The sequence below is a fragment of the Pseudomonas sp. GW-45 genome, from assembly GCF_056896675.1.
In genome coordinates this window covers 1,830,631-1,851,710 of the sequence record NZ_CM167674.1, presented here as the reverse complement: position 1 = coordinate 1,851,710, position 21,080 = coordinate 1,830,631, and the positions used below count along the sequence as shown (strand labels likewise).

Annotated in this window: 18 protein-coding genes; 14 read left to right on the top strand and 4 right to left on the bottom strand. The window is 54.4% G+C overall.

Annotated elements, in window-relative coordinates:
- Window positions 1-34: 34 nt before the first annotated feature.
- Both AC1XYH_RS08445 and AC1XYH_RS08440 read left to right on the top strand, forming a co-directional pair.
- Complete coding sequence (locus tag AC1XYH_RS08445; protein ID WP_483326134.1) at window positions 35-880, top strand: AAA family ATPase; 846 nt, start codon at window positions 35-37, stop codon at window positions 878-880.
- Between the two features lie 142 nt (window positions 881-1,022).
- A complete protein-coding gene (locus tag AC1XYH_RS08440; protein WP_483326133.1) occupies window positions 1,023-2,201 on the top strand; it encodes a vWA domain-containing protein in 1,179 nt (392 codons plus the stop codon).
- Between the two features lie 83 nt (window positions 2,202-2,284).
- On the opposite strand, the gene AC1XYH_RS08435 is transcribed toward AC1XYH_RS08440, so the two are convergent.
- The gene (locus AC1XYH_RS08435) at window positions 2,285-2,752 is read right to left on the bottom strand and encodes a MaoC/PaaZ C-terminal domain-containing protein (protein WP_483326132.1); all 468 of its coding nucleotides are present in this window, start codon (window positions 2,750-2,752) and stop codon (window positions 2,285-2,287) included.
- Entirely contained in the window at window positions 2,739-3,686 is a 948-nt protein-coding gene (locus AC1XYH_RS08430) for an alpha/beta fold hydrolase (RefSeq protein ID WP_483326131.1), read from the bottom strand. The genes AC1XYH_RS08435 and AC1XYH_RS08430 overlap by 14 nt, the downstream gene beginning before the upstream one ends.
- A gap of 250 nt (window positions 3,687-3,936) precedes the next feature.
- Between AC1XYH_RS08430 and AC1XYH_RS08425 the strand changes: the two genes are divergently transcribed.
- The 12 genes from AC1XYH_RS08425 to AC1XYH_RS08370 all read left to right on the top strand — a co-directional run bounded on the left by AC1XYH_RS08425 (window position 3,937) and on the right by AC1XYH_RS08370 (window position 18,813).
- Window positions 3,937-5,625 (top strand): long-chain-fatty-acid--CoA ligase, encoded by a 1,689-nt coding sequence (locus tag AC1XYH_RS08425; protein ID WP_483326130.1) that lies wholly within the window; start codon window positions 3,937-3,939, stop codon window positions 5,623-5,625.
- A 255-nt stretch (window positions 5,626-5,880) separates the two neighbouring features.
- On the top strand, window positions 5,881-7,566 hold the full coding sequence (fadD1, locus tag AC1XYH_RS08420) for a long-chain-fatty-acid--CoA ligase FadD1 (protein WP_483326129.1): 1,686 nt from the start codon (window positions 5,881-5,883) through the stop codon (window positions 7,564-7,566).
- Between the two features lie 87 nt (window positions 7,567-7,653).
- A complete protein-coding gene (gene hrpA, locus AC1XYH_RS08415) occupies window positions 7,654-11,553 on the top strand; it encodes an ATP-dependent RNA helicase HrpA (protein ID WP_483326128.1) in 3,900 nt (1,299 codons plus the stop codon).
- 54 nt (window positions 11,554-11,607) lie between these two features.
- Window positions 11,608-12,510: an alpha/beta fold hydrolase gene (locus AC1XYH_RS08410; RefSeq protein ID WP_483326127.1), complete on the top strand. Its 903-nt coding sequence runs from the start codon at window positions 11,608-11,610 to the stop codon at window positions 12,508-12,510.
- 84 nt (window positions 12,511-12,594) lie between these two features.
- Window positions 12,595-13,716 (top strand): beta-ketoacyl-ACP synthase III, encoded by a 1,122-nt coding sequence (locus tag AC1XYH_RS08405; protein WP_483326126.1) that lies wholly within the window; start codon window positions 12,595-12,597, stop codon window positions 13,714-13,716.
- 34 nt (window positions 13,717-13,750) lie between these two features.
- Window positions 13,751-14,356 (top strand): RNA polymerase sigma factor, encoded by a 606-nt coding sequence (locus tag AC1XYH_RS08400; RefSeq protein ID WP_483326334.1) that lies wholly within the window; start codon window positions 13,751-13,753, stop codon window positions 14,354-14,356.
- Window positions 14,350-14,610, top strand: a complete 261-nt coding sequence (locus AC1XYH_RS08395) for an anti-sigma factor family protein (protein WP_483326125.1) — start codon at window positions 14,350-14,352, stop codon at window positions 14,608-14,610. Before AC1XYH_RS08400 ends, AC1XYH_RS08395 begins: the two co-directional genes overlap by 7 nt.
- 111 nt (window positions 14,611-14,721) lie before the next feature.
- Window positions 14,722-14,949, top strand: a complete 228-nt coding sequence (locus AC1XYH_RS08390; protein ID WP_483326124.1) for a hypothetical protein — start codon at window positions 14,722-14,724, stop codon at window positions 14,947-14,949.
- Between the two features lie 3 nt (window positions 14,950-14,952).
- Window positions 14,953-15,804, top strand: coding sequence for an HvfB family MNIO-type RiPP peptide maturase (locus AC1XYH_RS08385; RefSeq protein ID WP_483326123.1), 852 nt, complete (start codon window positions 14,953-14,955; stop codon window positions 15,802-15,804).
- Window positions 15,801-16,595, top strand: coding sequence for an HvfC family RiPP maturation protein (locus tag AC1XYH_RS08380; protein WP_483326122.1), 795 nt, complete (start codon window positions 15,801-15,803; stop codon window positions 16,593-16,595). The genes AC1XYH_RS08385 and AC1XYH_RS08380 overlap by 4 nt, the downstream gene beginning before the upstream one ends.
- Before the next feature lie 246 nt (window positions 16,596-16,841).
- Window positions 16,842-17,903 (top strand): porin, encoded by a 1,062-nt coding sequence (locus tag AC1XYH_RS08375; protein ID WP_483326121.1) that lies wholly within the window; start codon window positions 16,842-16,844, stop codon window positions 17,901-17,903.
- Window positions 17,904-18,087: 184 nt separating this feature from the next.
- Complete coding sequence (locus tag AC1XYH_RS08370) at window positions 18,088-18,813, top strand: DUF2057 family protein (protein WP_483326120.1); 726 nt, start codon at window positions 18,088-18,090, stop codon at window positions 18,811-18,813.
- 112 nt (window positions 18,814-18,925) lie between these two features.
- Here AC1XYH_RS08370 and AC1XYH_RS08365 read toward each other — a convergent pair whose 3' ends face one another.
- Both AC1XYH_RS08365 and ada read right to left on the bottom strand, forming a co-directional pair.
- Window positions 18,926-19,849 carry a DNA-3-methyladenine glycosylase 2 gene (locus tag AC1XYH_RS08365; protein WP_483326119.1) on the bottom strand — a complete coding sequence of 308 codons (924 nt, stop codon included), beginning with the start codon at window positions 19,847-19,849 and terminating at the stop codon, window positions 18,926-18,928.
- 5 nt (window positions 19,850-19,854) lie between these two features.
- Window positions 19,855-20,937 carry a bifunctional DNA-binding transcriptional regulator/O6-methylguanine-DNA methyltransferase Ada gene (gene ada, locus AC1XYH_RS08360; RefSeq protein ID WP_483326118.1) on the bottom strand — a complete coding sequence of 361 codons (1,083 nt, stop codon included), beginning with the start codon at window positions 20,935-20,937 and terminating at the stop codon, window positions 19,855-19,857.
- Window positions 20,938-21,080: the final 143 nt, after the last annotated feature.

The window sequence follows — 21,080 nt, the reverse complement described above, 5'->3', positions numbered from 1 at the left end:
GGTGTAAACCGGGCTTCGGCCCAAGGAATATCCGATGAAGTTTGAAGGCACTGAGTCCTACGTCGCTACCGACGACCTGAAACTGGCAGTTAACGCTGCCATCACCCTGGAACGTCCGCTGCTGATCAAGGGTGAGCCAGGTACCGGTAAAACCATGCTGGCAGAAGAGCTGGCAGCATCGATGGGCGTCAAACTCATCACTTGGCACATCAAGTCGACTACCAAGGCGCATCAAGGTCTGTATGAGTACGATGCTGTGAGCCGTTTGCGCGACTCGCAACTAGGCGTCGAGAAGGTCCATGATGTTGCCAATTACATCAAGAAAGGTAAGCTCTGGGAGGCCTTCGAATCGGAGGAACGTGCCATCTTGCTGATTGATGAAATCGACAAGGCCGACATTGAGTTTCCAAATGACCTGCTGCAAGAGCTCGATAAGATGGAGTTTTACGTCTACGAGACCAATCAGACCATCAAGGCTAAGCAGCGCCCGATCATTATCATTACCTCCAACAACGAAAAAGAGCTGCCGGATGCCTTCCTGCGTCGCTGCTTCTTCCATTACATCGCGTTCCCGACTCGCGAAACAATGAAGAAGATCGTTGATGTGCATTTTCCGAAGATTGAAACGCATTTACTCTCCGAAGCCATGGATATCTTCTTCGATGTACGCAAAGTGCCAGGTCTGAAGAAGAAGCCTTCTACCTCCGAACTGGTTGACTGGCTGAAGCTGCTGATGGCAGACCAGATTCCAGAAGCCGTATTGCGCGACCGCGATCCCACCAAGGCGATTCCGCCGTTGTACGGTGCGCTAGTCAAGAACGAGCAGGACGTGCAGTTGCTTGAGCGTCTGGCCTTCATGACGCGTCGTCAAAACCGCTAAGGAAACACCGAAGACCATAGCGCACGATCTGACTGAATGTCAGATCGAGTGATGGGCGGCGTTGAATCAAGCAGTTTTGTTTGATCGGCCGACCTATCGCATACGCTGACTTTTATTGTGTTTCCCTGACTGGGAGGTGCCCATGTTACTGGGCCTGTTCAATGAAATGCGGGCAGCCAAGGTACCGGTTTCGGTACGTGAGTTGCTCGACTTGATCAATGCGCTGAAACACCATGTGGTGTTCGCAGATATGGATGAGTTTTATTACTTGTCGCGCACTGTGATGGTTAAGGATGAGCGTCATTTCGACAAATTTGACCGTGCGTTTGGCGCCTACTTCAAGGGTCTAGACAACCTTGATCAGTTGATTGAGGCGATGATTCCGGACGACTGGTTGCGCAAAGAATTCGAGCGCATGTTGAGTGATGAGGAAAAAGCCAAGATCGAGTCGCTTGGTGGTCTGGACAAGCTGATCGAGGAGTTCAAAAAGCGCCTTGAAGAGCAAAAAGAGCGTCACGAGGGCGGAAATAAGTGGATAGGTACCGGCGGCACCAGTCCGTTCGGCTCGGGCGGTTATAACCCTGAAGGCATCCGTGTCGGCGATGCTGGCAAGCGTCAGGGCAGGGCAGCCAAGGTATGGGAACAGCGCGATTACCGAAATCTGGATGACCAGATTGAACTGGGTACCCGCAACATCAAGGTGGCGTTGAGACGTCTGCGCAAATTTGCTCGCCAAGGCGCGGCGGATGAGTTGGATATCGATGGCACTATTGATCACACCGCCAAGGATGCTGGACTGCTGAATATTCAAATGCGACCAGAGCGTCGTAACGCAGTCAAACTGCTGCTGCTGTTTGATATCGGCGGTTCGATGGATGCGCATATCAAGGTGTGTGAAGAGTTGTTTTCGGCTTGCCGCACCGAGTTCAAACACCTCGAATACTATTACTTCCACAACTGCCTCTACGAGTCAGTGTGGAAAAATAATATGCGTCGCACCAGTGAGCGCACTTCGACCACTGATTTGCTGAACAAGTATGGCCCGGATTATAAGGTGATTTTCGTTGGTGATGCAGCCATGGCACCCTACGAAATCACCCAACCTGGTGGGAGCGTAGAACATTGGAACGAAGAGGCTGGGCATGTGTGGATTCAGCGCTTCAAGGAGAAGTACAAGAAGCTTATCTGGATTAATCCTTACCCGAAGGACGCGTGGGAATATACAACCTCCACCCAGATCGTTCGTGATCTGATTGAAGACAAAATGTACCCATTAACCCTGCAAGGACTTGAGGATGGCATGAAGGTTCTCAGCAAATAAACTAGCTGAGTGCTTTCATCCATGGATAAAAGTTGAAGCAATAAAAAACCGCTGCCCTGCAGCGGTTTTTTATTGCCGCGGAATCAGAAACTGATAGGCGGCAACGCGGGCTGAGGAATAGCGGTTTTTTCGGTCGGAGCCATAACGGTGGCGACGCCGTCGACGACCTTCTTTCCGTCTTGGTTAAATACGCGAGTAGCGATTTTAACGCGGTTTTTCGGCAGTTTTTCCAGCACTTCAAGTTCAATGCTGATGGTGTCATTCAGGCGGACCGGGCGCAGAAAGCTCATTTCCTGAGCGATGTAGATGGTGCCTGGCCCAGGCAATTCGCAGGCAATGGTCGCGGAAATCAGTGCGCCAGAAAACATACCGTGGGCGATTCGACCTTTGAATGGTGTGTTGGCAGCAAACGCCTCGTCGAGGTGTACCGGATTTACATCGCCCGACACTTCGGCAAACAGAATCAAATCGCGCTCCTTGACCAGGTGATCGACGCGGACGCTGTCGCCCACATTGAGTTCGTCGTAGGTGCGGTTTTCAAGCATTTTCATCAGCCGGATTCTCTATGGTGTTGAATGAAAGAGTGGTCATGATCCAGTTCAGCGTATCGCTGGTCACCTGATCTTTATTGATCTCGTTGAATATCTCGTGACGCGCTTGCGGATAGAGCACTAATTCTACCCGCTGAAGCTGTGCCTGCTGCAAGCGCTGTTGTAGTTTGCGTAAACCATCACCGGCACTGACCGGGTCGTTCTCGCCGCCAATAATTAATATGGGCAAGCCTGCCTTGATGTTTGCAAGCTGCTGTTTATCGGCTATCCGCAGCAGGGTAGAAAAAAGACCTCGCCAATAGGTTGCCGTGAGAGTGAAACCACATAAAGGGTCATTGATATAGGCGTCAACTTCAGCCGTGTCACGGCTCAGCCAGTCAAACTCAGTACGGTTGGGTGCAAAAGCTTTGTTGAATTGACCAAAGCTCAGCTTACCTAATGTCTGGGCTGGTGCGTCTGGCGCGCGCAAGCGGCCCTCGATTTGGGCGGCAATGCGACCGAACCAACTCAGCGCGGGAGGGTGGGCATTGCTACCGCTAAGGATGACTGCATCAATCAATGCCGAGTGCTTCAATAGAAAACCTTGCACCAGGTAAGAGCCCATACTGTGTCCTAACAACATCAGGGGCGCATCGGGGTAGAGTGCGCGCACCTCGTTGACCCAGTGCAATAGGTCGGATTCCAACGTTAACCAGCCCCCGGGCAATTGGCCCGGTTTTGCTTCAGCTTGCGGGCCGTGTCCACGCAAGTTCGGCGCATATACCGCGATGCCTTCAGGGGTGAGATTCGAAGCTAAACGGGCGTAGCGAGCGCCGTGTTCAGCCATGCCATGACAGATGATTATATTGGCACGCACGGATCCTTGGGGGTGCCATTGCGGTGCGTGTACCAAGTCGGTCATCGCCGGGTTGCCGGCTTTGCTGGCAGAGTTCATGACGGCTGTTATCCTGATTGTTATTGTTTGTTAACGCAGGTTAATCCAGTGTCTCGGTATAAGGCGAGAGGTGTCGGGTATTCACAAACCAAATGAAACACTTCTGCAGTTTGTATTTGCCGGGGCAGCTGTTAGTTTTGTTGATCTTTGTGCAGCAGCGCGATTTTTGACGCTTGAGCTATGAGCTAGAGCCTGCCGACAACCAAAACAACTCATAACAAATGTAACAACGGGAAAGAGGATAAAAATAATGGACGCTTCCTTCTGGGACGACAAACGGCCCGCCGGCATCCCAGCGACGATTGATCTCACCCAATACTCATCAATCATTGATGTCTTCCAGCAGGCATGCGCCAAGCATGGTGACCGTCCAGCGTTCAGCAATATGGGTGTGACACTCAGTTATGCTGATCTAGATCGCCATTCTGCGGCCTTCGCCAGTTACTTACAGCAACATACTACCTTGCAGCCCGGCGACCGTATTGCGGTGCAGATGCCGAACGTATTGCAGTTTCCCATTGCAGTTTATGGTGCAATTCGTGCGGGTTTGGTCGTGGTAAACACCAACCCACTGTATACCGCGCGTGAAATGCGTCATCAGTTCCAAGACTCAGGCGCGCGTGCGCTTATCTTCATGAATATGTTCGGTCACTTGGTGCAAGAAGTACTGCCCGATACTGAGATCGAATTTCTGTTTGAAGCACGCATCGGCGATATGTTGCCCGGCCTAAAAGGTGTTATCACCAATGCTGCGGTCAAGTACGTTAAGAAGATCGTGCCCGACTACCAACTCCCTCAAGCGGTGTCGTTCAAGAAAGCGCTGAAGCAATGCGCAGGACAGACTCCAAACGCCGTTAAGAAAACCTTGGATGATGTTGCTGTACTGCAATATACCGGCGGCACTACGGGTGTAGCTAAAGGCGCCATGCTGACCCACGGCAACTTGGTGGCGAACATGCTGCAGGTGTATGCAACCATGCAGCAAGTGGGTAAAGACGGCCAAAAGATAACCAAAGACAGCGGCGAAGTGATCATTGCGCCGCTGCCGCTCTATCATATCTTTGCTTTTACCGTGAACTGCATGTGCATGATGATCGCCGGCCATCACAATGTGCTGATCACCAATCCGCGTGATATCCCTGGTTTTGTCGCTGAACTTAAGAAGTGGCCATTTTCTTCAGTGGTAGGCCTCAATACCCTGTTCGTTGCGCTGATGGATGATCCGGAGTTTGCCAATATCGATTTCAGCCATCTAAAAAGTACTGGTTCCGGTGGCACGGCGCTGGTTAAGGCAACAGCTGAACGCTGGGAGAAGAAAACCGGCTGCAAGATTGGCGAAGGCTATGGTCTGACTGAATGCTCTCCGGTAGTGACTTCCAGCCCTGGTGACGGCCTAGCGCGAATCGGCACCGTAGGTTTGGCTGCTGTTGGCACTGCACTCAAGGTGATAAACGAGGAGGGCGCGGAGCTAGGCATCGGCGAGCGCGGCGAGCTCTGCGTGAAAGGCCCACAGGTAATGAAAGGGTACTGGAACCGTCCCGAGTCGACCGAAGAAGTGCTGGATGCCGACGGTTGGTTCCGCACTGGCGATGTGGCAGTGATTGATGCGGATGGATTTGTGTCCATTGTTGACCGTATCAAGGACCTGATTATTGTTTCCGGCTTTAACGTTTACCCCAACGAGATTGAAGACGTGGTAGCGGCGCATCCCAAAGTTGCCAACGCAGCTGCGATTGGCATACCTGACGAAAAATCTGGAGAGGCAGTCAAGTTGTTTGTAGTAGCCAACTCCCCGGACCTAACTGTTGATGAGCTGAAGGCCTATTGTCGGGCTAACTTCACTGGTTACAAGGTGCCCAAGTACTACGAAATGCGCGAGTCCTTGCCCATGTCTGCTGTAGGCAAAATTCTGCGTCGTGAGTTGCGCGATAAAGAGTAAAGTGGCAAAGAAGATTGTTCAGCTAAACTGACCGCCCGGTCAGCTGCTTGTTACCTGATAACGCGCGCATACAGCGCGCTTGAGCTGATTTCGGGGGTGCTGGTCTGCCCTCGGGAAAGCTGATAGTCTTCCGGTTCTTCGTCCGCAGAGATAACGATATCTTATAAATTTGCGGCGAAATGCGTGCATCAGCGCGTTAAAACCATAAGACATCAGCGGCATGTAAAAGCCGACTGCGTTCAGGAGCGGGCTTCTATGATTGAAAATTTCTGGAAAGATAAATATCCAGCGGGCGTTTCCTCAGAAATCAATCCCGATCAGTACCCCAATATTCTGGCTGTACTCAAAGAGTCCTGCGAACGCTTCGCAAACAAGCCCGCCTTTACCAATCTCGGCAAGACCCTCACCTATGGTGAGATGTATACCCTCTCTGGGCATTTTGCCGCTTACCTGCAAAAACACAGCGGACTGCAGCCCGGCGATCGTATCGCGGTGCAAATGCCGAACGTACTGCAGTATCCGATTGTCGTATTCGGCGCCATGCGTGCCGGTTATGTAGTGGTGAATACCAATCCGTTGTACACCCCGCGGGAAATGGAACACCAGTTCAACGACTCTGGCGCCAAGGCGCTGGTCTGTCTCGCCAATATGGCGCATCTGGCAGAAGAAGTAGTACCCAAAACCGGCGTTAAAAAGGTGATCGTCACCGAAGTGGGCGACATGTTGTCGCCATTGAAGCGCCTGCTGGTTAATACCGTCGTTAAACACGTTAAAAAAATGGTGCCAGCGTATTCCATTCCCGGCATGGTCAAGTTTAATGACACCATGGCGCAAGGCCGCTCGTTGTCGTTCACCGAAGCGACACCCACCGCAGAAGACATCGCTGTGCTGCAATACACTGGCGGCACCACAGGGGTTGCGAAGGGTGCAATGCTGACCCATCGCAATCTGGTCGCCAATATGCTGCAAGCCAAGGCAATGATGGGCTCCAGCATGGTGGATGGTGAAGAGATCATCGTTTGCCCGTTGCCGCTTTACCATATCTACGCTTTTACCTTCCACTGCATGGCGATGATGCTCAGTGGCAACCACAACATTCTGATTACTAACCCGCGTGATCTCGACGCCTTCGTTAAGGAGCTGTCGCAGCATCGCTTTACCGGATTTGTGGGTCTTAATACCTTGTTCGCTGGTCTATGCAACAACGCCGCGTTCCGTGCCTTGGACTTTACGGGTTTCAAAGTGACTCTGTCCGGCGGTATGGCGCTGCAGCTAGCCACCGCTGAACGCTGGGAAAAAGTCACCGGCAGCCCAGTATGCGAAGGCTTTGGCATGACCGAAACCAGCCCGCTAGCCACCGTGAACCCCATTAATGAGATTCGCCTGGGTACTATCGGTATTCCGGTTCCTTCTACGCTGTGCAAGATCATCGATGAAGAGAATAACGAATTGCCGCTCGGTGAAAGGGGTGAGCTTTGCGTCAAAGGCCCGCAGGTCATGAAGGGTTACTGGCAGCGCAAAGAAGCTACCGAAGAAATCCTGGATGCTGAGGGCTGGCTGAAGACAGGCGACATCGCGATCATTCAGGAAGACGGTTACCTGCGCATCGTAGACCGTAAGAAGGATATGATCCTGGTCTCTGGTTTTAACGTGTACCCGAACGAACTGGAAGATGTCATGGCTGCCATTCCGGGTGTTGCGCAGTGTGCTGCCATTGGCGTTCCTGATGAAAAGTCCGGCGAGGCTATCAAGGTCTTTTTGGTCAAGAGCGCTGATGTGAGCTTGACTGAAGCGCAGGTAAAGGAGCACATGCGCAGCAATCTGACTGCCTACAAAGTGCCTAAGTTTGTAGAATTTCGCGAAAGCTTGCCGACCACCAACGTGGGTAAAATTCTGCGCCGCGAACTGCGTGACGAAGAGTTGAAAAAACTGGCAGGTTAATCGTCTGCAATAGTCGTCGCATTTTTGCGACAATAAAGCCCCGCCTGACTCGTTCCGGCGGGGCTTTTTCATGTTACAGGACGCTCCATGCCCACCCTAGATACGCGCAGTCCCGACTTTTCACGAGTAATGGCCGCCGACCGCAATCGCTTACAACAGCAATATGGCAAGTTAGGCGACAGCGCCGATGCCCAAGCGAGTAGTGCCTGGATAAAACGCTTCGACGCCTCCGCTGCCAAGGTTGCAGCGCGCGAGGCGAGTATTCCAGCTATTCAATTTGTCGATAGCCTACCGATTGCTGAAAAGCGCGAGCAGATCAAAGCGGCAATTGCCGAACACCAGGTAGTGGTGATCGCTGGCGAAACGGGTTCTGGTAAAACAACTCAGCTGCCCAAGATTTGCCTGGAGCTGGGTCGCGGTACCCGTGGTTTGATTGGCCATACCCAGCCGCGTCGCTTGGCGGCGCGCAGCGTAGCCAGCCGCATTGCCGACGAGCTGGCTACGCCGCTCGGCGAACTGGTGGGCTTTCAGGTGCGCTTCACCGATCAAAGCTCGGAAAAAACGCTGGTCAAGTTGATGACCGACGGCATTCTGCTGGCTGAGACTCAGAATGACCGTTTTCTCAATCGTTACGACACCATCATCATTGATGAAGCCCATGAACGAAGCCTGAATATCGACTTTTTGCTCGGCTACCTGAAAACCATTCTGGGCAAGCGACCAGATCTCAAATTGATTATTACCTCTGCGACCATCGACCTAGAGCGCTTCTCGCAACACTTTGACAACGCCCCCGTTATTGAGGTGTCTGGCAGAGCGTTCCCGGTGGATGTCTGGTATCGGCCGCTTAGCGCGGAGCAGGACGAAGAGGGCAACGTCGTCGAGGAAGACCTGAGCATTGATCAGGGCATTGTTTCTGCACTGCGTGAGATCGACGCCCATGAGCGCGAGCACCGACAGCCGCCGGGCGACGTGCTGATCTTCCTGCCGGGTGAGCGGGAGATTCGCGACACCGCAGACTATCTACGCAAAGCTAATCTCAAACACACCGAGATTCTGCCGTTGTATGCGCGGTTGTCGGTGAGCGAGCAGCAAAAGATATTTGCTTCCCACGCCGGACGCCGGGTGGTGTTGGCGACTAACGTTGCGGAAACCTCGTTGACCGTACCGGGTATCGTCTATGTGATAGACCCAGGCGAGGCGCGCATTAGCCGCTATAGCCCACGCTCCAAGGTGCAGCGGTTGCCGATCGAAGCGGTATCTCAGGCCAGCGCCAACCAGCGCAAGGGCCGCTGCGGTCGCGTGGCGCCGGGCATCTGCGTGCGATTGTATGGCGAAGATGACTTTAACGGCCGCCCGGCTTTCACCGATCCGGAAATCCGCCGCACCAACCTGGCTTCGGTCATTCTGCAGATGTTGCACCTGCGTTTGGGTCGCATCGAAGATTTCCCATTCATTGAGCCGCCGGACAGCCGCTCCATTAGCGATGGTTTTACCTTGCTGCAGGAGTTGGGCGCGGTTGATCGCGCCGATGGTATGACCGATCTAGGGCGACAGCTGGCACGCTTACCGGTTGATCCGCGGATCGGTCGCATGCTGCTAGAGGGCGCCAAGCAGGACTGTTTATACGAGATCGCCGTGATTGCCAGCGCGTTGTCGGTACAGGACCCGCGTGAACGTCCACTCGAGAAACAGCAAGCCGCTGACCAGGCACACACACAATGGGCGGACGAGGTCTCGGACTTTGCTGCTTTCCTTAACCTCTGGGCCGGCCACGAGCAGCAACGGCAAGCTTTGACGCAAGGTCAGCTGCGTAACTGGTGTCGGCGTAATTTTCTCAACTTCCTGCGCTTACGCGAATGGCGCGAGACGCATCGTCAGATACGCCTGACCTGCCGTGATCTCGGACTTAAGGACAACACCCAGCCGGCCGGGCACGAGTCTATCCATAAGGCGCTGCTCGCTGGTTTGCTCAGCCATCTGGGCAACAAGACTGAAGACGGCGACTATTTGGGTGCGCGGCAGCGCCGCTTTCTACTGCACCCTTCATCAGCTTTGGCAAAGAAAAAACCCGCCTGGGTAATGGTGGCGGAACTAACCGAAACCCGACGTTTGTATGGGCGCTTGGCAGCCAAGGTTGATCCGGCCTGGATAGAGCCGCTAGCCGCACACCTGACCAAAACCAGTTACAGCGAGCCGCATTGGGAAAAGAAGCGTGGCCAGGTAGTGGCCTTTGAGCAGGTTACACTCTACGGTTTGATCATCGTGCCGCGCCGTAAGATCCACTATGGCCCGATTGACCCAGTAGTCTCGCGTGAGTTGTTTATACGCCATGCGCTGGTAGGCGGCGAATGGCACGGTCGTGCGGCTTTCAACAAAGCTAATCAACAGCTCATCAGTGAACTGGACGAGTTGGAAGCCAAGTCACGCAAGCGCGACATAGTGGTTGATGATGAAACCCTGTACCGCTTTTTTGATCAGCACGTCCCGGCTGATACCGTACAGCTGGCCACGTTCGAGCGTTGGGTGAAGCGCAATAGTGAGCAGCAGTCCAAGCTGCTACACATGACCCGTGAAGATTTACTGCAGCGTGATGCCAACGAAGTCAGCGCAGACCTATATCCGGATCTGCTGCGTTGGGAGTCGGTCGCACTGCCGCTGAACTATCATTTTGAGCCCGGTCATCCGCACGATGGAGTCACCGTAAGAGTGCCTGCTTCATTGTTGCGGCGCATCCCGCAAAGCCGCTTGGAATGGCTGGTACCAGGTCTGCTGTTCGACAAGAGTGTGGCGTTGGTGCGCGGCTTACCTAAAACGCTGCGCAAAAATTTCGTACCCGTGCCCGATTTCGTCCGCGCCGCGTTGGAGCGTATGCCCTTTGCTGAAGGCAGCCTGACGCAGGCGTTGGGTCGCGAACTGACACGCATGACCGGCGTGCGTTTGGATGAGCAGAGTTGGGATGAGATCCAGCTGGAAGATCATCTGCGCATGCGCATTGAAGTGGTCGATGCCAGTGCCAATGTTATCTGCAGCGGCCGAGATTACAGCGCACTCTGCGGCGAGCTGGAAGGCCGGCCATTGGAGCCAGAAAATAGTAATACTGAAGAAACCCCAGCTAACGCCGGCGGTGACGCCCCAGCGGGCACTTATGCATTGCCGCCCACCCTGATTCGCAAGCAGGCGGGTATCGCAATCAACGTATATCCCGGTTGGGTTGAGCAGGGCGAGGAGGTAGTCGAGAAGCTATTCGACGTCTCGCAAATTGCTGCCCAGCAACACCGCCTCGGCGTCCAACGTCTGTTACTACAAGCCTTGCCGGAGCAAGCTCGGCTATTGCGACAGAAGACTTCCGCGTTGAAGGATGCGGCCATTTACTACCGGGATTTGGGTACGCAGAAACAATTGACCGATGACGTGTTGCTCGGGGCGATTGATAGGGTTTTCTTGGCGGATAAGCTCGATCTGCCACGTGACCCCGATGCACTCAAGGCGTTACTTGATCAGCGGCGCGCTGATTGGGTCCCAAGTGCTGAACAATTGGCGCAACAGATACTCGGTATTCTTAAGCAGTGGCACAGCCTGCGTAAACGCTTCAAGGGCAAAGTTGAGCTGGCCCACGCGCTGGCGATGAACGATGTGCGCGATCAGCTGGCCAATCTGGTATATCCCGGGTTTGCCCGTGCAGTACCAGCACAATGGTTGGCCCAATACCCGCGGTACTTAACGGCCATAGAGCAACGTCTGGACAAGCTACCGGGGCAAGTGCCACGCGATCGTGCCTGGACTGACGAATTACAGGGTTTTTGGCAGCAGTATCTCGCGTTGACCGAGAAGCTGCGCCGAGAAGGGCGCTGGGATGCGCGACTGGAAGAGTGGCGCTGGATGTTGGAAGAGTATCGTATATCGCTGTTTGCGCAGCAGCTCGGTACCAAGATGCCCGTATCTGCGAAACGACTAGCCAAACTGTGGCGCGAAATCACAGATTGAGTCGCATAGGGTCGTTACACTGATCAGCCGATAACAAGACTTGAAGGATTTGAGGTGGAGCAGAGCCTGATTGAAACGCACAAGCTGAAGGTTGACGCCGTAGAGCTCGAATTGCGCTGTTTCGGCAGCAGCAATACGGGCGCTGTTTTGTTACTGGTACATGGCGCGCTGGAAGACGGCCGGGTTTTTCATCCGCGCAACGATCAGGGCTTGGCTGGGACTCTGGCAGCTGAAGGTCACACGGCCTATGTCGCCGATCTGCGCGGGCATGGCCAGAGTGCCCCAGCGTTGCTGGAGTCATCTGCTGAGGTCACTCAGTCAGCCCTGATTAACCAGGATCTGCCGGCGCTGCTGGAGTTTGTGTATGCGCGCCATCCAGGTCAGCCTGTTTTTTGTGTGGGGCATGGCTGGGGTGGAGTGTGGCTGGTAAGCGCGTTGATTCGTCGTCCGGACTTGTTGACCCGCATACGAGGTTTGTTGCACTTTGGAGTACGTCGCCGCCAGCTACATGGCTCGCGGGCTACGCGCTTGACTAGCGCGCTATTTTGGCAGCGATTGCTACCGTTGTTGGGCCGCGTGAAAGGCGTGATACCTGCGCGCGCTATGGCAATTGGCTCGGCGGATGAATCAACCGCAATCCATGCTACCAATCTTGCCTGGATGCGCGGCGAATGGCGTGATCTTGAAGATGGTTTCGACTATGCTAGCGCGATAGGTAAGCTTGTTTGGCCGCCGGGTTTGTATCTGGCTGGTGAGTCAGATCGTCAACAGGGGCATATCGGCGATGTCCGTGACTTTGCCCGAGAGCTGGGGCCACATGATGCACAAATCGTGTTGCTGGAGAAGGGGCAGGGGTGTTCCAGACGTTATGGGCACACAGACCTACTGACCCACCCACAGGCAGAGGTAGATCATTTTCCGCTGGTTCTTGGTTGGCTTGAGCAACACTTACGCTAATTATCTAAAGATTAGAGCGGTTTACTGGCAGTAGCGCGCCGGCGTTCAGTAGACCGCGTCCATAACATGAGAAGAGGACCGACCGTGCACAAAGTCGTGATCAGCGGAACAGGTTTGTATACCCCTACAGAAAGCATTAGCAATGAAGAGTTGGTAGAAAGCTTCAATGCCTATGTCGAGCAGTTCAATGCCGAAAACGCCGCCGCCATCGAGGCGGGTACTGTTGAGCCGCTAGCCGGCTCCAGCACTGAGTTCATCGAAAAGGCTTCTGGTATCAAGAGCCGCTACGTGATGAACAAAAGCGGTATTCTCGACGTTAACCGCATGGTGCCCGACATTCCCGAGCGCAGTAACGAAGATCAGTCGCTGCTCTGCGAGATGGCCGTCAAGGCTGCACAGCAAGCAATGGAAGCGGCAGGTCGCACGCCTGCTGATATAGACGCCGTTATTGTGGCGTGTTCAAACTTGCCACGCGGCTATCCAGCGCTGGCGGTCGAAGTTCAGGAAGCGTTGGGCATTGAAGGTTTTGGTTTTGACATGAACGTAGCCTGTTCTTCTGCCACCTTTGGTATCCAGAACGCCGTCAGTGCAGTGCAGCTGGGGCAAGCTCGCGCCGTGCTAATGGTTAACCCTGAGGTTTGCACCGGTCACATGAGCTTCCGTGACCGTGACAGCCACTTTATCTTTGGTGATGCTTGCACTGCGGTCGTCATAGAACGTGCCGACCAGGCTGTCTGCGAGCATCCTTATGAGATTCTGGGTACCAAGCTGCTGACCAAGTTCTCCAACAACATCCGCAACAACTTCGGCTTCCTCAATCGCGCTGACGAATCCGGCGTGGGTAAGCCAGACAAGCTGTTTGTGCAGAACGGCCGCAAGGTGTTTCGTGATGTTTGCCCTATGGTAGCGGAGCTGATTGGCAATCACCTGAAGGAAGTGGGCTTGGAAGTGGAAGACATCAAGCGCTTCTGGTTGCATCAAGCCAATTTGAACATGAACATGCTGATCGCGCGCAAGCTGCTGGGCCGCGACCCGAGTGCCGAAGAGGCCCCTGTGGTCCTCGATAAGTATGCCAACACCAGCTCCGCTGGCTCAATCATCGCCTTCCACCAGCATCAGGCAGATTTGCCTGTTGGCAGCCACGGGGTGATCTGTTCGTTCGGCGCGGGTTACTCGATTGGCAGCGTGGTGGTACGCAAAAACTGATGATGCCATTGCGGCTGAAGAGAAACCTATTGTGATGGATGAAGAGCGGCTGCTTGAGCGCTTGCGCAAGGGTGAGCAAGCAGCCTACAAGCTGCTTGTCAGCACCCATCAAGGCGCCATGCGTGCGGTCGCTATCGCTATCGTCGGCAGCAGCAGCAGCGCAGACGAGGTGGTGCAGGACAGTTGGTTGGCGGTAGTACGTAATATAGATGGCTTCGCCAGCCGCTCCAGCCTGAAAACCTGGCTACTGACCATCACTGCCAATACCGCTAAAACCCGCTTAAAAAAACAACGTCGAGAAGTCTTCATCGACGATCTCAGCGGCCCTCACGGCAGCATAGGTGCTGATCGCTTCAAGCCCAACGGGCATTGGTTGCAATCTCCGATCTCATGGCATTCAGACTCGCCCGAAGCCCTGCTGGATGAGCAGGAGCTGCGTGAGTGTCTGGAACATACCCTGACCAGTCTGTCAGAGCTGCAGCGCAGCGTGATAATGCTACGCGACCGTCAATGTCTTGAATTGGAAGAAATCTGTAACCTGCTCGACATCTCGCACTCTAATGTACGGGTATTGCTGCACCGTGCGCGATTGAGCGTCTTCGCGACGTTGGATCATTTTGAGGTAACAGGCGAATGTTGACATGTCGAGATCTGGTGGCGCAGTCCAGCGATCTGCTGGATGGTGAGCTAAGCTTTAAACAGCGTTTTGCGGTGCGCACGCACTTGGCTATGTGTTTTCGCTGCCGTCGATTTGTCCGTCAGTTGCGCGTCAGTCAACGCGTGATAAAACACATGCCAGATACGCCGATGCCCGATCTTGAGCGGCTACTCAAGACCATGCTGGAGCAGCGTACTGCTCAGTCCAACGAAAAAGGCCAGCAAGATAAGCACTAAAGTGTCTTGCGATAAAGAAAATATACCCAAATTTGTAACCACAGTGGCTTAGCCTGGTCTAGTTTAGTGAGGAGGCATTCTATGCCTCTAATACAAAAATGGAGATTGACCATGAACAAACTCAATACCGCTATCGTAACCCTTGGTGTCACTCTGATGGGCGCTGGTGCCAGCGTTAACGCCGCAGAAAACCCTTTCGCCGTGCAAGAACTGCAAAGTGGCTACAACGTGGCGGACAACCATGGTGAGGGCGACATGGAAGGCAAGTGTGGTGAAGGCAGCTGTGGTGAAGGCAAGGAAGAAGGTAAAAGTGAGCGTGAAGGCACCTGCGGCAACTAATTGGTGAATTTCACTCAGCCTACTGGCGTGCAGGGCGCAGGCCTCGGTCTGCGCCGCGGCTTACTCAATGAGATTACCCAGGGCCCAAACCCCGGTGTGGATTTCTTTGAAGTAGCGCCAGAAAACTGGATCAATATTGGCGGCCGTTACGGCCGTCAGTTCCGCGCCCTAACCGAACGCCATGCGTTCGCTTGCCATGGCTTGTCTCTCAACCTGGGTGGCTTGGCACCATTGGATCAGCGTTTGCTGACTGACATCAAATGCTTTCTGGATGAACACCAGATCAGTGTTTACAGCGAACATCTTTCCGCTTGTGCTGATGATGGTCAGCTTTATGACTTAATGCCCGTTCCCTTCAGCGACAGCAATGTTGTGCGCATAGCGCAGCGTGTAAAACAGGTGGAAGAGGCGCTGGAGCGGCCATTGATTATCGAAAACGTTTCGGCGTACGTCTGTCTTCCGGGCGATATGGATGAGGCGGACTTCGTTAGCCGCGTGCTGCAGGAGGCAGACTGTCAGCTGCTATTGGACGTCAATAACGTATTGGTTAATAGCATCAACTTCGGCAGCGACGCCGAGCATTTCATCAGGGCAATGCCGAGCGCGCGCATTGCTTATATGCACATCGCCGGTCATTTTGACGCCGAGCCTGGTCTGAAAATCGATAGCCATGGCGCCCCGGTAATCGATCCGGTATGGCGGTTACTGCAATTGGCCTACGCTGCACATGGTGTGCGCCCCACCTTGTTAGAGCGAGACTTTAACTTCCCCCCGATTGCCGAGCTCTACGCTGAAGTAGCGCAGATCCGCGCATTGCAATCCGCAGCCACTGCACCAAGAAGTCTGCGCGCGTGAGCAATACCCATAAAACCAGTGAATGGCATCAGCGCCGCTTTGCCGCGCGTTTACGCGATCCCGCAACCAAACCGTTGCCAGAAGGCGTACCGACGCAGCGGGTAGCGGTATACGAGCGATTATTCTTCAACAGCATTGAAAGCTTCGTGCGCGGCACCTTTCCGGTGTTGCACGGCCTATTGTCGGCCGAACGCTGGAACAGCTTGGTGAGTGACTTTATTGCACAGCACCATTGCCGCTCACCGTACTTCCTCGAGATTGGTCAGGAATTCATCGCCTGGTTACAGAGCGGTTATCTGGCCGACGCGGGCGATCCGCCTTATATGCTGGAATTGGCGCACTACGAGTGGGTTGAGCTGGCATTGGATACCGCCGCCGATGAGTTGCCAGCCAAGGACGAGCAGGGCGCTGAGCTGAGTCTGCACAGCCTTGTTTACCCGTCACCTTTGGCTTGGCCGCAGGCTTATCAATGGCCGGTTCACCAGATTGGGCCTGACTACCAACCGACTACTGTGCCGGAGCAGGTCACCTGTCTATTAGTGTGGCGCGACCGCAACGACAAAGTGCGCTTCATGCAACTGACGGCCTTTACTTTTCAGTTATTGAGCCATTTGCATGAGCAGAGCTACACGCCGAGCGCGTTACTCAGCTTGTTGGCCGAGAAAAGCGGCTTGAGCTGCGATGATGCATTTTTAACGAATGGTTTGGCGCTATTAAACGGCTGGCTAAATGACGACATTCTGCTGAGCGCACCTCTGCATGAACCTGGACGCACAGCCAAGCTGAGCTGACACCTTTTCTGGGTTTTACCGCTATCCTGCTGATTTTACGATCCTTACTTTCCTTCCGGTTCTTGTAACCCGCGCCTCGGCTACTTTCGCGTTAAAAAGTTCCTCTGTCATCGAATGTTCATCTTCGCGCAACCGATCTGAAATATGACGCTGCCAGTATTCCCTCCAACACCGGGCAACAAGCCATAAGGCAGCCCAAATGTGTTGTTTATCTGTCAACGCAAAACACTAATGAGGGAAGACTCAATGACACTGCGTAAGCATTTTGCCGGATTCGCCGTTACAGCTCTGGCAGCTGCCATTCCGGCTGTTGCCATGGCCGACGTAAATATCTACGGCCGTGCACATGTATCCGTGGATTTTCTGGATGATGGCGCTGATTACTCTGAAACCAATCTGTCCAGCAACTCTTCACGCCTGGGCTTCAAAGGTGATCATGAGATTAACCCGAACCTGACTGCCTTTTTCCAGATCGAGCAGCAGATCAACTTTTCTTCCGGTAGCAGCGATGGTGACAGCACCAACTTCGCTACCCGCGATACTTTTGTAGGCCTGAAAGGGGGTTTCGGTACGTTCCAGCTGGGTCGTTTTGACAGCCCATTTAAAGCGGCGCGTGGCCCAGCTAACCTGTTCGGCGATCAGGTCGGTGACATGCGTAACCTGACCCGTGTTGGCAATGCCCGTTTTGACGAGCGTTATGACAACACCGTTCAATACACCACTCCAGATATGAGCGGTTTCTTCGCTACTTTGGGCTACTCCGTTCAAGAGGGTGAAGAAGCTGACACCGATCTAGACGAAAGCGTATTCAGCGGCTCTGTAAACTACGTTGGTGATTTGCTGGAAGCCTCGTTGGCTTACGAAACGGCTGAAGAAGATACCGGTCGCGGTGAGCGCGATGGTTTCCGCGGCGCGGCTGCCTTCAAGATCACTGACGCCATCAAGGCTGTTGGTTTCTACCAGACAGTTGATTACACCAACGAAGCTGTTACCGAGGCTGTCCGTGATCAGCTGACTTCAGACACTTACGGTCTTGGTGCTGAGTTCAAAGTCGCTTCTAACACTGCTATCAAGGGTATGTGGATGACCCGTGATGCTGACGCGGAAGATTACGACAGCGATATGTGGGTCGTCGGCGTAGAGCACAAGCTGGACAAGGCAGTTCGCGTATACGCCAACTACGCCATTGTTGATAACGAAGATAACGTTGCTCTGACTCCTTGGGGTCAGGCCCGTTCAGCTACACCGGGCGGCGCTGCCGGTGAAGAAGCTTCTGGTTTGTCAGTAGGTATGCGCTACGACTTCTGATCTCATCTTCATTGCTTAGATCGACGTTGCTGCAGTAACTCCAAAGCCGGACTGTTTATCAAAACAGTTCGGCTTTGTCATTAAAGTGAAACCCTACAGACTTAATCTCGTCGCCAAGTGGTCATTTAATCCCGGTCATTACTTGATCAAACATCGCCATCACTTGTGCCTGGAGTTCTATCCGATGCGTCACCTTATTTGTCTTGCCGCCGTCCTGCTGCTGTCTGCCTGTGCTCAACAGGCCCCCGTCAAACTCTATTCCGGTTCCGAGCAGCCGGCGTCGCAGCTCGTAGTGGTAGAAATGCCCAACACGCTGGAAGTGCTGGACATCAACGGTCAGCCAGCGCCTGCGGCCAACCGCATGGTGGGTAATAACTTGCGTGAGCTTGAGTTGCAACCGGGCGAATATCGGATCAATGCCTACTTTGAAAATGGTTATGACGTAGGTGGTGGTTTGAGCCACGAAGTCGTGCGTACCCGCAGTGCAACGTTCAGCATCAACGGCCAGGCCGGCGATGTATGGCGTCTGGAGTTTCCGGAGCCCAGCAACTTAAAAGATGCCCAGGCGATGGAAGACAGCTTCGCTGGCGCGGCAGTCAATACGCGCACAGGTCAGCGCGTAGCCACTGTACCTGGCCCCGCTTATGTATCGCTGTTGGGGCAGATGCTGGGTACTGGCTCGGCAGTTGCTGCTACCAGCGGTGATGCGATTGCTCCATTAGGCACTCAGCCACAAGCAGCCAGCCAATCGGCCGCCGTAGTCGCTGCGCCTGTCGTTGTTCCGTCGCAGGCTGCTGCACCACAACAAACTCTGCCAGCGAACGACGCCACCCTGTCCACGTTAAAGCAGTTTTGGTTGATGTTGTCGCCGCAAAGCCGCCAGGAGTTTTTGGATTGGACCGCGAAGTAACAATTGTAACCTTGCACTTATAAGCTATTACCAGCTGACCCCATCAGCTCCTGTACTGCTCCTTTCTCCCCCCGTTCGCGGGGGATTTTTTTGTCTGCTTTTATCGCAAATATTAATAATCTTTTGCTTCTTCGCTTACCGGCATGGCCCAAAGGTGGGCCGCAACCAAGGCACGGTAAGGGCTGAATGCCGCCAGCCAGGTAGCGGTCTGGCGCTGGTCGGGGGTATCGTCTTGTGCCAGCAGTTTTTGCAGCCGCTTACGTACCACCACATCGCCATGCAGTGATCCATCCAGTAAACCGAAGCCACGCAGCATTATGTAGCTGACTGTCCAGGGGCCTATGCCACGCAAGGCGAGCAACTGCGCGGCTAGATCGCTGGGTTCACGTGAAGCCGCATCGCTCCAGTGTTGCAACGGCAGGTTTCCCGCAGCCGTCTCATTGGCCAGTAGCAGCAAACTGCTAGCTTTGCTGCGTGACAGCCCGCAAGGAGTGAGGTCGCTGCTTTCCAGTTGCGACAGCCTCTGCGCATCCGGGTGGCAAATCAGGCCGCTACTGTGTGGCTGACCGTGCTGCTGGATCAATCGACGACGAATGGATATCGCCGCAGCCACGCTGATCATCTGGCCGATAACTGCCCAGCAAGCGGCTTCGAATGGGCTGATCGCCTGAGGTATCCGTAATCCGGGAGTGGCTTTTAGGAGCATGCCAAGCTCAGCGTGCTGAGAGTAGTGCTTTGCGAAAGCCTCTACAGGTTGCGGTAAGCCCAGCAGGTGAGCGCCCCACGCGCCTAGTTCGGCAACACTCAGCGCCACCGGCGCATCGCTATTAAAACGGATGGTGGCAAGCTCGGGGCTGCGAAAATCGATGGCCAGGCAGGCGGGTACATGTTGGTAAAGCAATGTTTTTTTTATCTGGCTGCCATCCACACGTTCTGCCACCTGCTGCTGATCGCGGCGATAAAAGCGCAGCACATCATCGACCCTGAAGTCGCTGGGCAAAATCAGTTCGGTAGTGAGCGTTGTAGGGCTGGGCATATTAACTATCCATCGATTATTTTCCGAGCGGCGGCTTCGCGATCAAGTAACGCCTGTTTACGTTCGAGTCCCCAGCGATACCCTGACAGCGCACCGTCACGGCGCAGCACTCGATGACAAGGCACCACCAGCGCAAGAGGGTTAGCAGCGCAAGCGCTGGCTACCGCACGCACCGCGCGTGGCGAGCCTATGCGTGCGGCTATATCAGAATAATTGGCAGTTTCACCCAGCGGTATTTGCTGCAAGGCTTGCCAGACCTGCCGCTGGAATACGGTGCCGCGGATGTCGAGGGGCAAGTCCAGCGCTGTCGTCGGTTGCTCTATCAAACTGACAACTTGCTGGATGACGTTGCCTGGCTCGTCCGGTGCCAACAGGCACTCGGCGGCTGGAAAGCGGTGTAGCAAATCTGCCGTCAAATCGTCTGCCTGATCACCCAACAAGATCGCGCAAATGCCTTTGCCGCTAAAAGCCGCTAGAACCAGTCCAAGCGAGCACGGCGCTAGTGTGTACTTGATCTGTTGACTGCTGCCGCCCGCGCGGTATTGGCTGGGCGTCATGCCGAGCAAACTGTCGCTGCTCGCGTAAAAACGGCTACCGGATGCGAAACCGGCTGCGAAGGCAGCAGCGGTAACGCTCTGCGTGGTATTCAAAGTGTCAGCTAAACGACGTTGGCGCACCGCATTGGCATAGGCTTTGGGTGTCAGGCCGGTGGTTTGTTTGAAGACCCGGTGCAGGTGATGGGGACTCAGGTTTGCATGCGCTGCTAACTCTTGCAGGTTGGGTGTGTGCTCTGCTTGTTCAATCATTCGGCAGACTTCGGCTATGCGCAGTTGCTGTTGGGTCTGTGCGGACGCATCTTGTGGTCGGCAGCGCAGGCACGCCCGATAACCGGCTTGCTCGGCGGCAGCGGGCGTATCGAAGAATCGCAGATTCTCACGCCGCGCGGGGCGCGACGGACAGCTTGGACGGCAGTAAACGCCGGTACTGAGTACCGCATAAATAAACTGACCGTCTGCGTTGGGATCGCGGTCTTGCACCGCCTGCCAACAGGCTTCATGGTTGTCTGTAACGAGAGTGGTCGAGTTCATGCGGGTTCTCATTTGCGTCGCCAAGGAGAGCGCTATGATGGCTGTGGCCAATAGAGGCAGCACTCCGTTTCTTGCGGTTGAATCCCACGTTTTTGCTCTGCGTAATCGCTTTGCGGGTGCTGTAACACCGTATCACTGTAAAA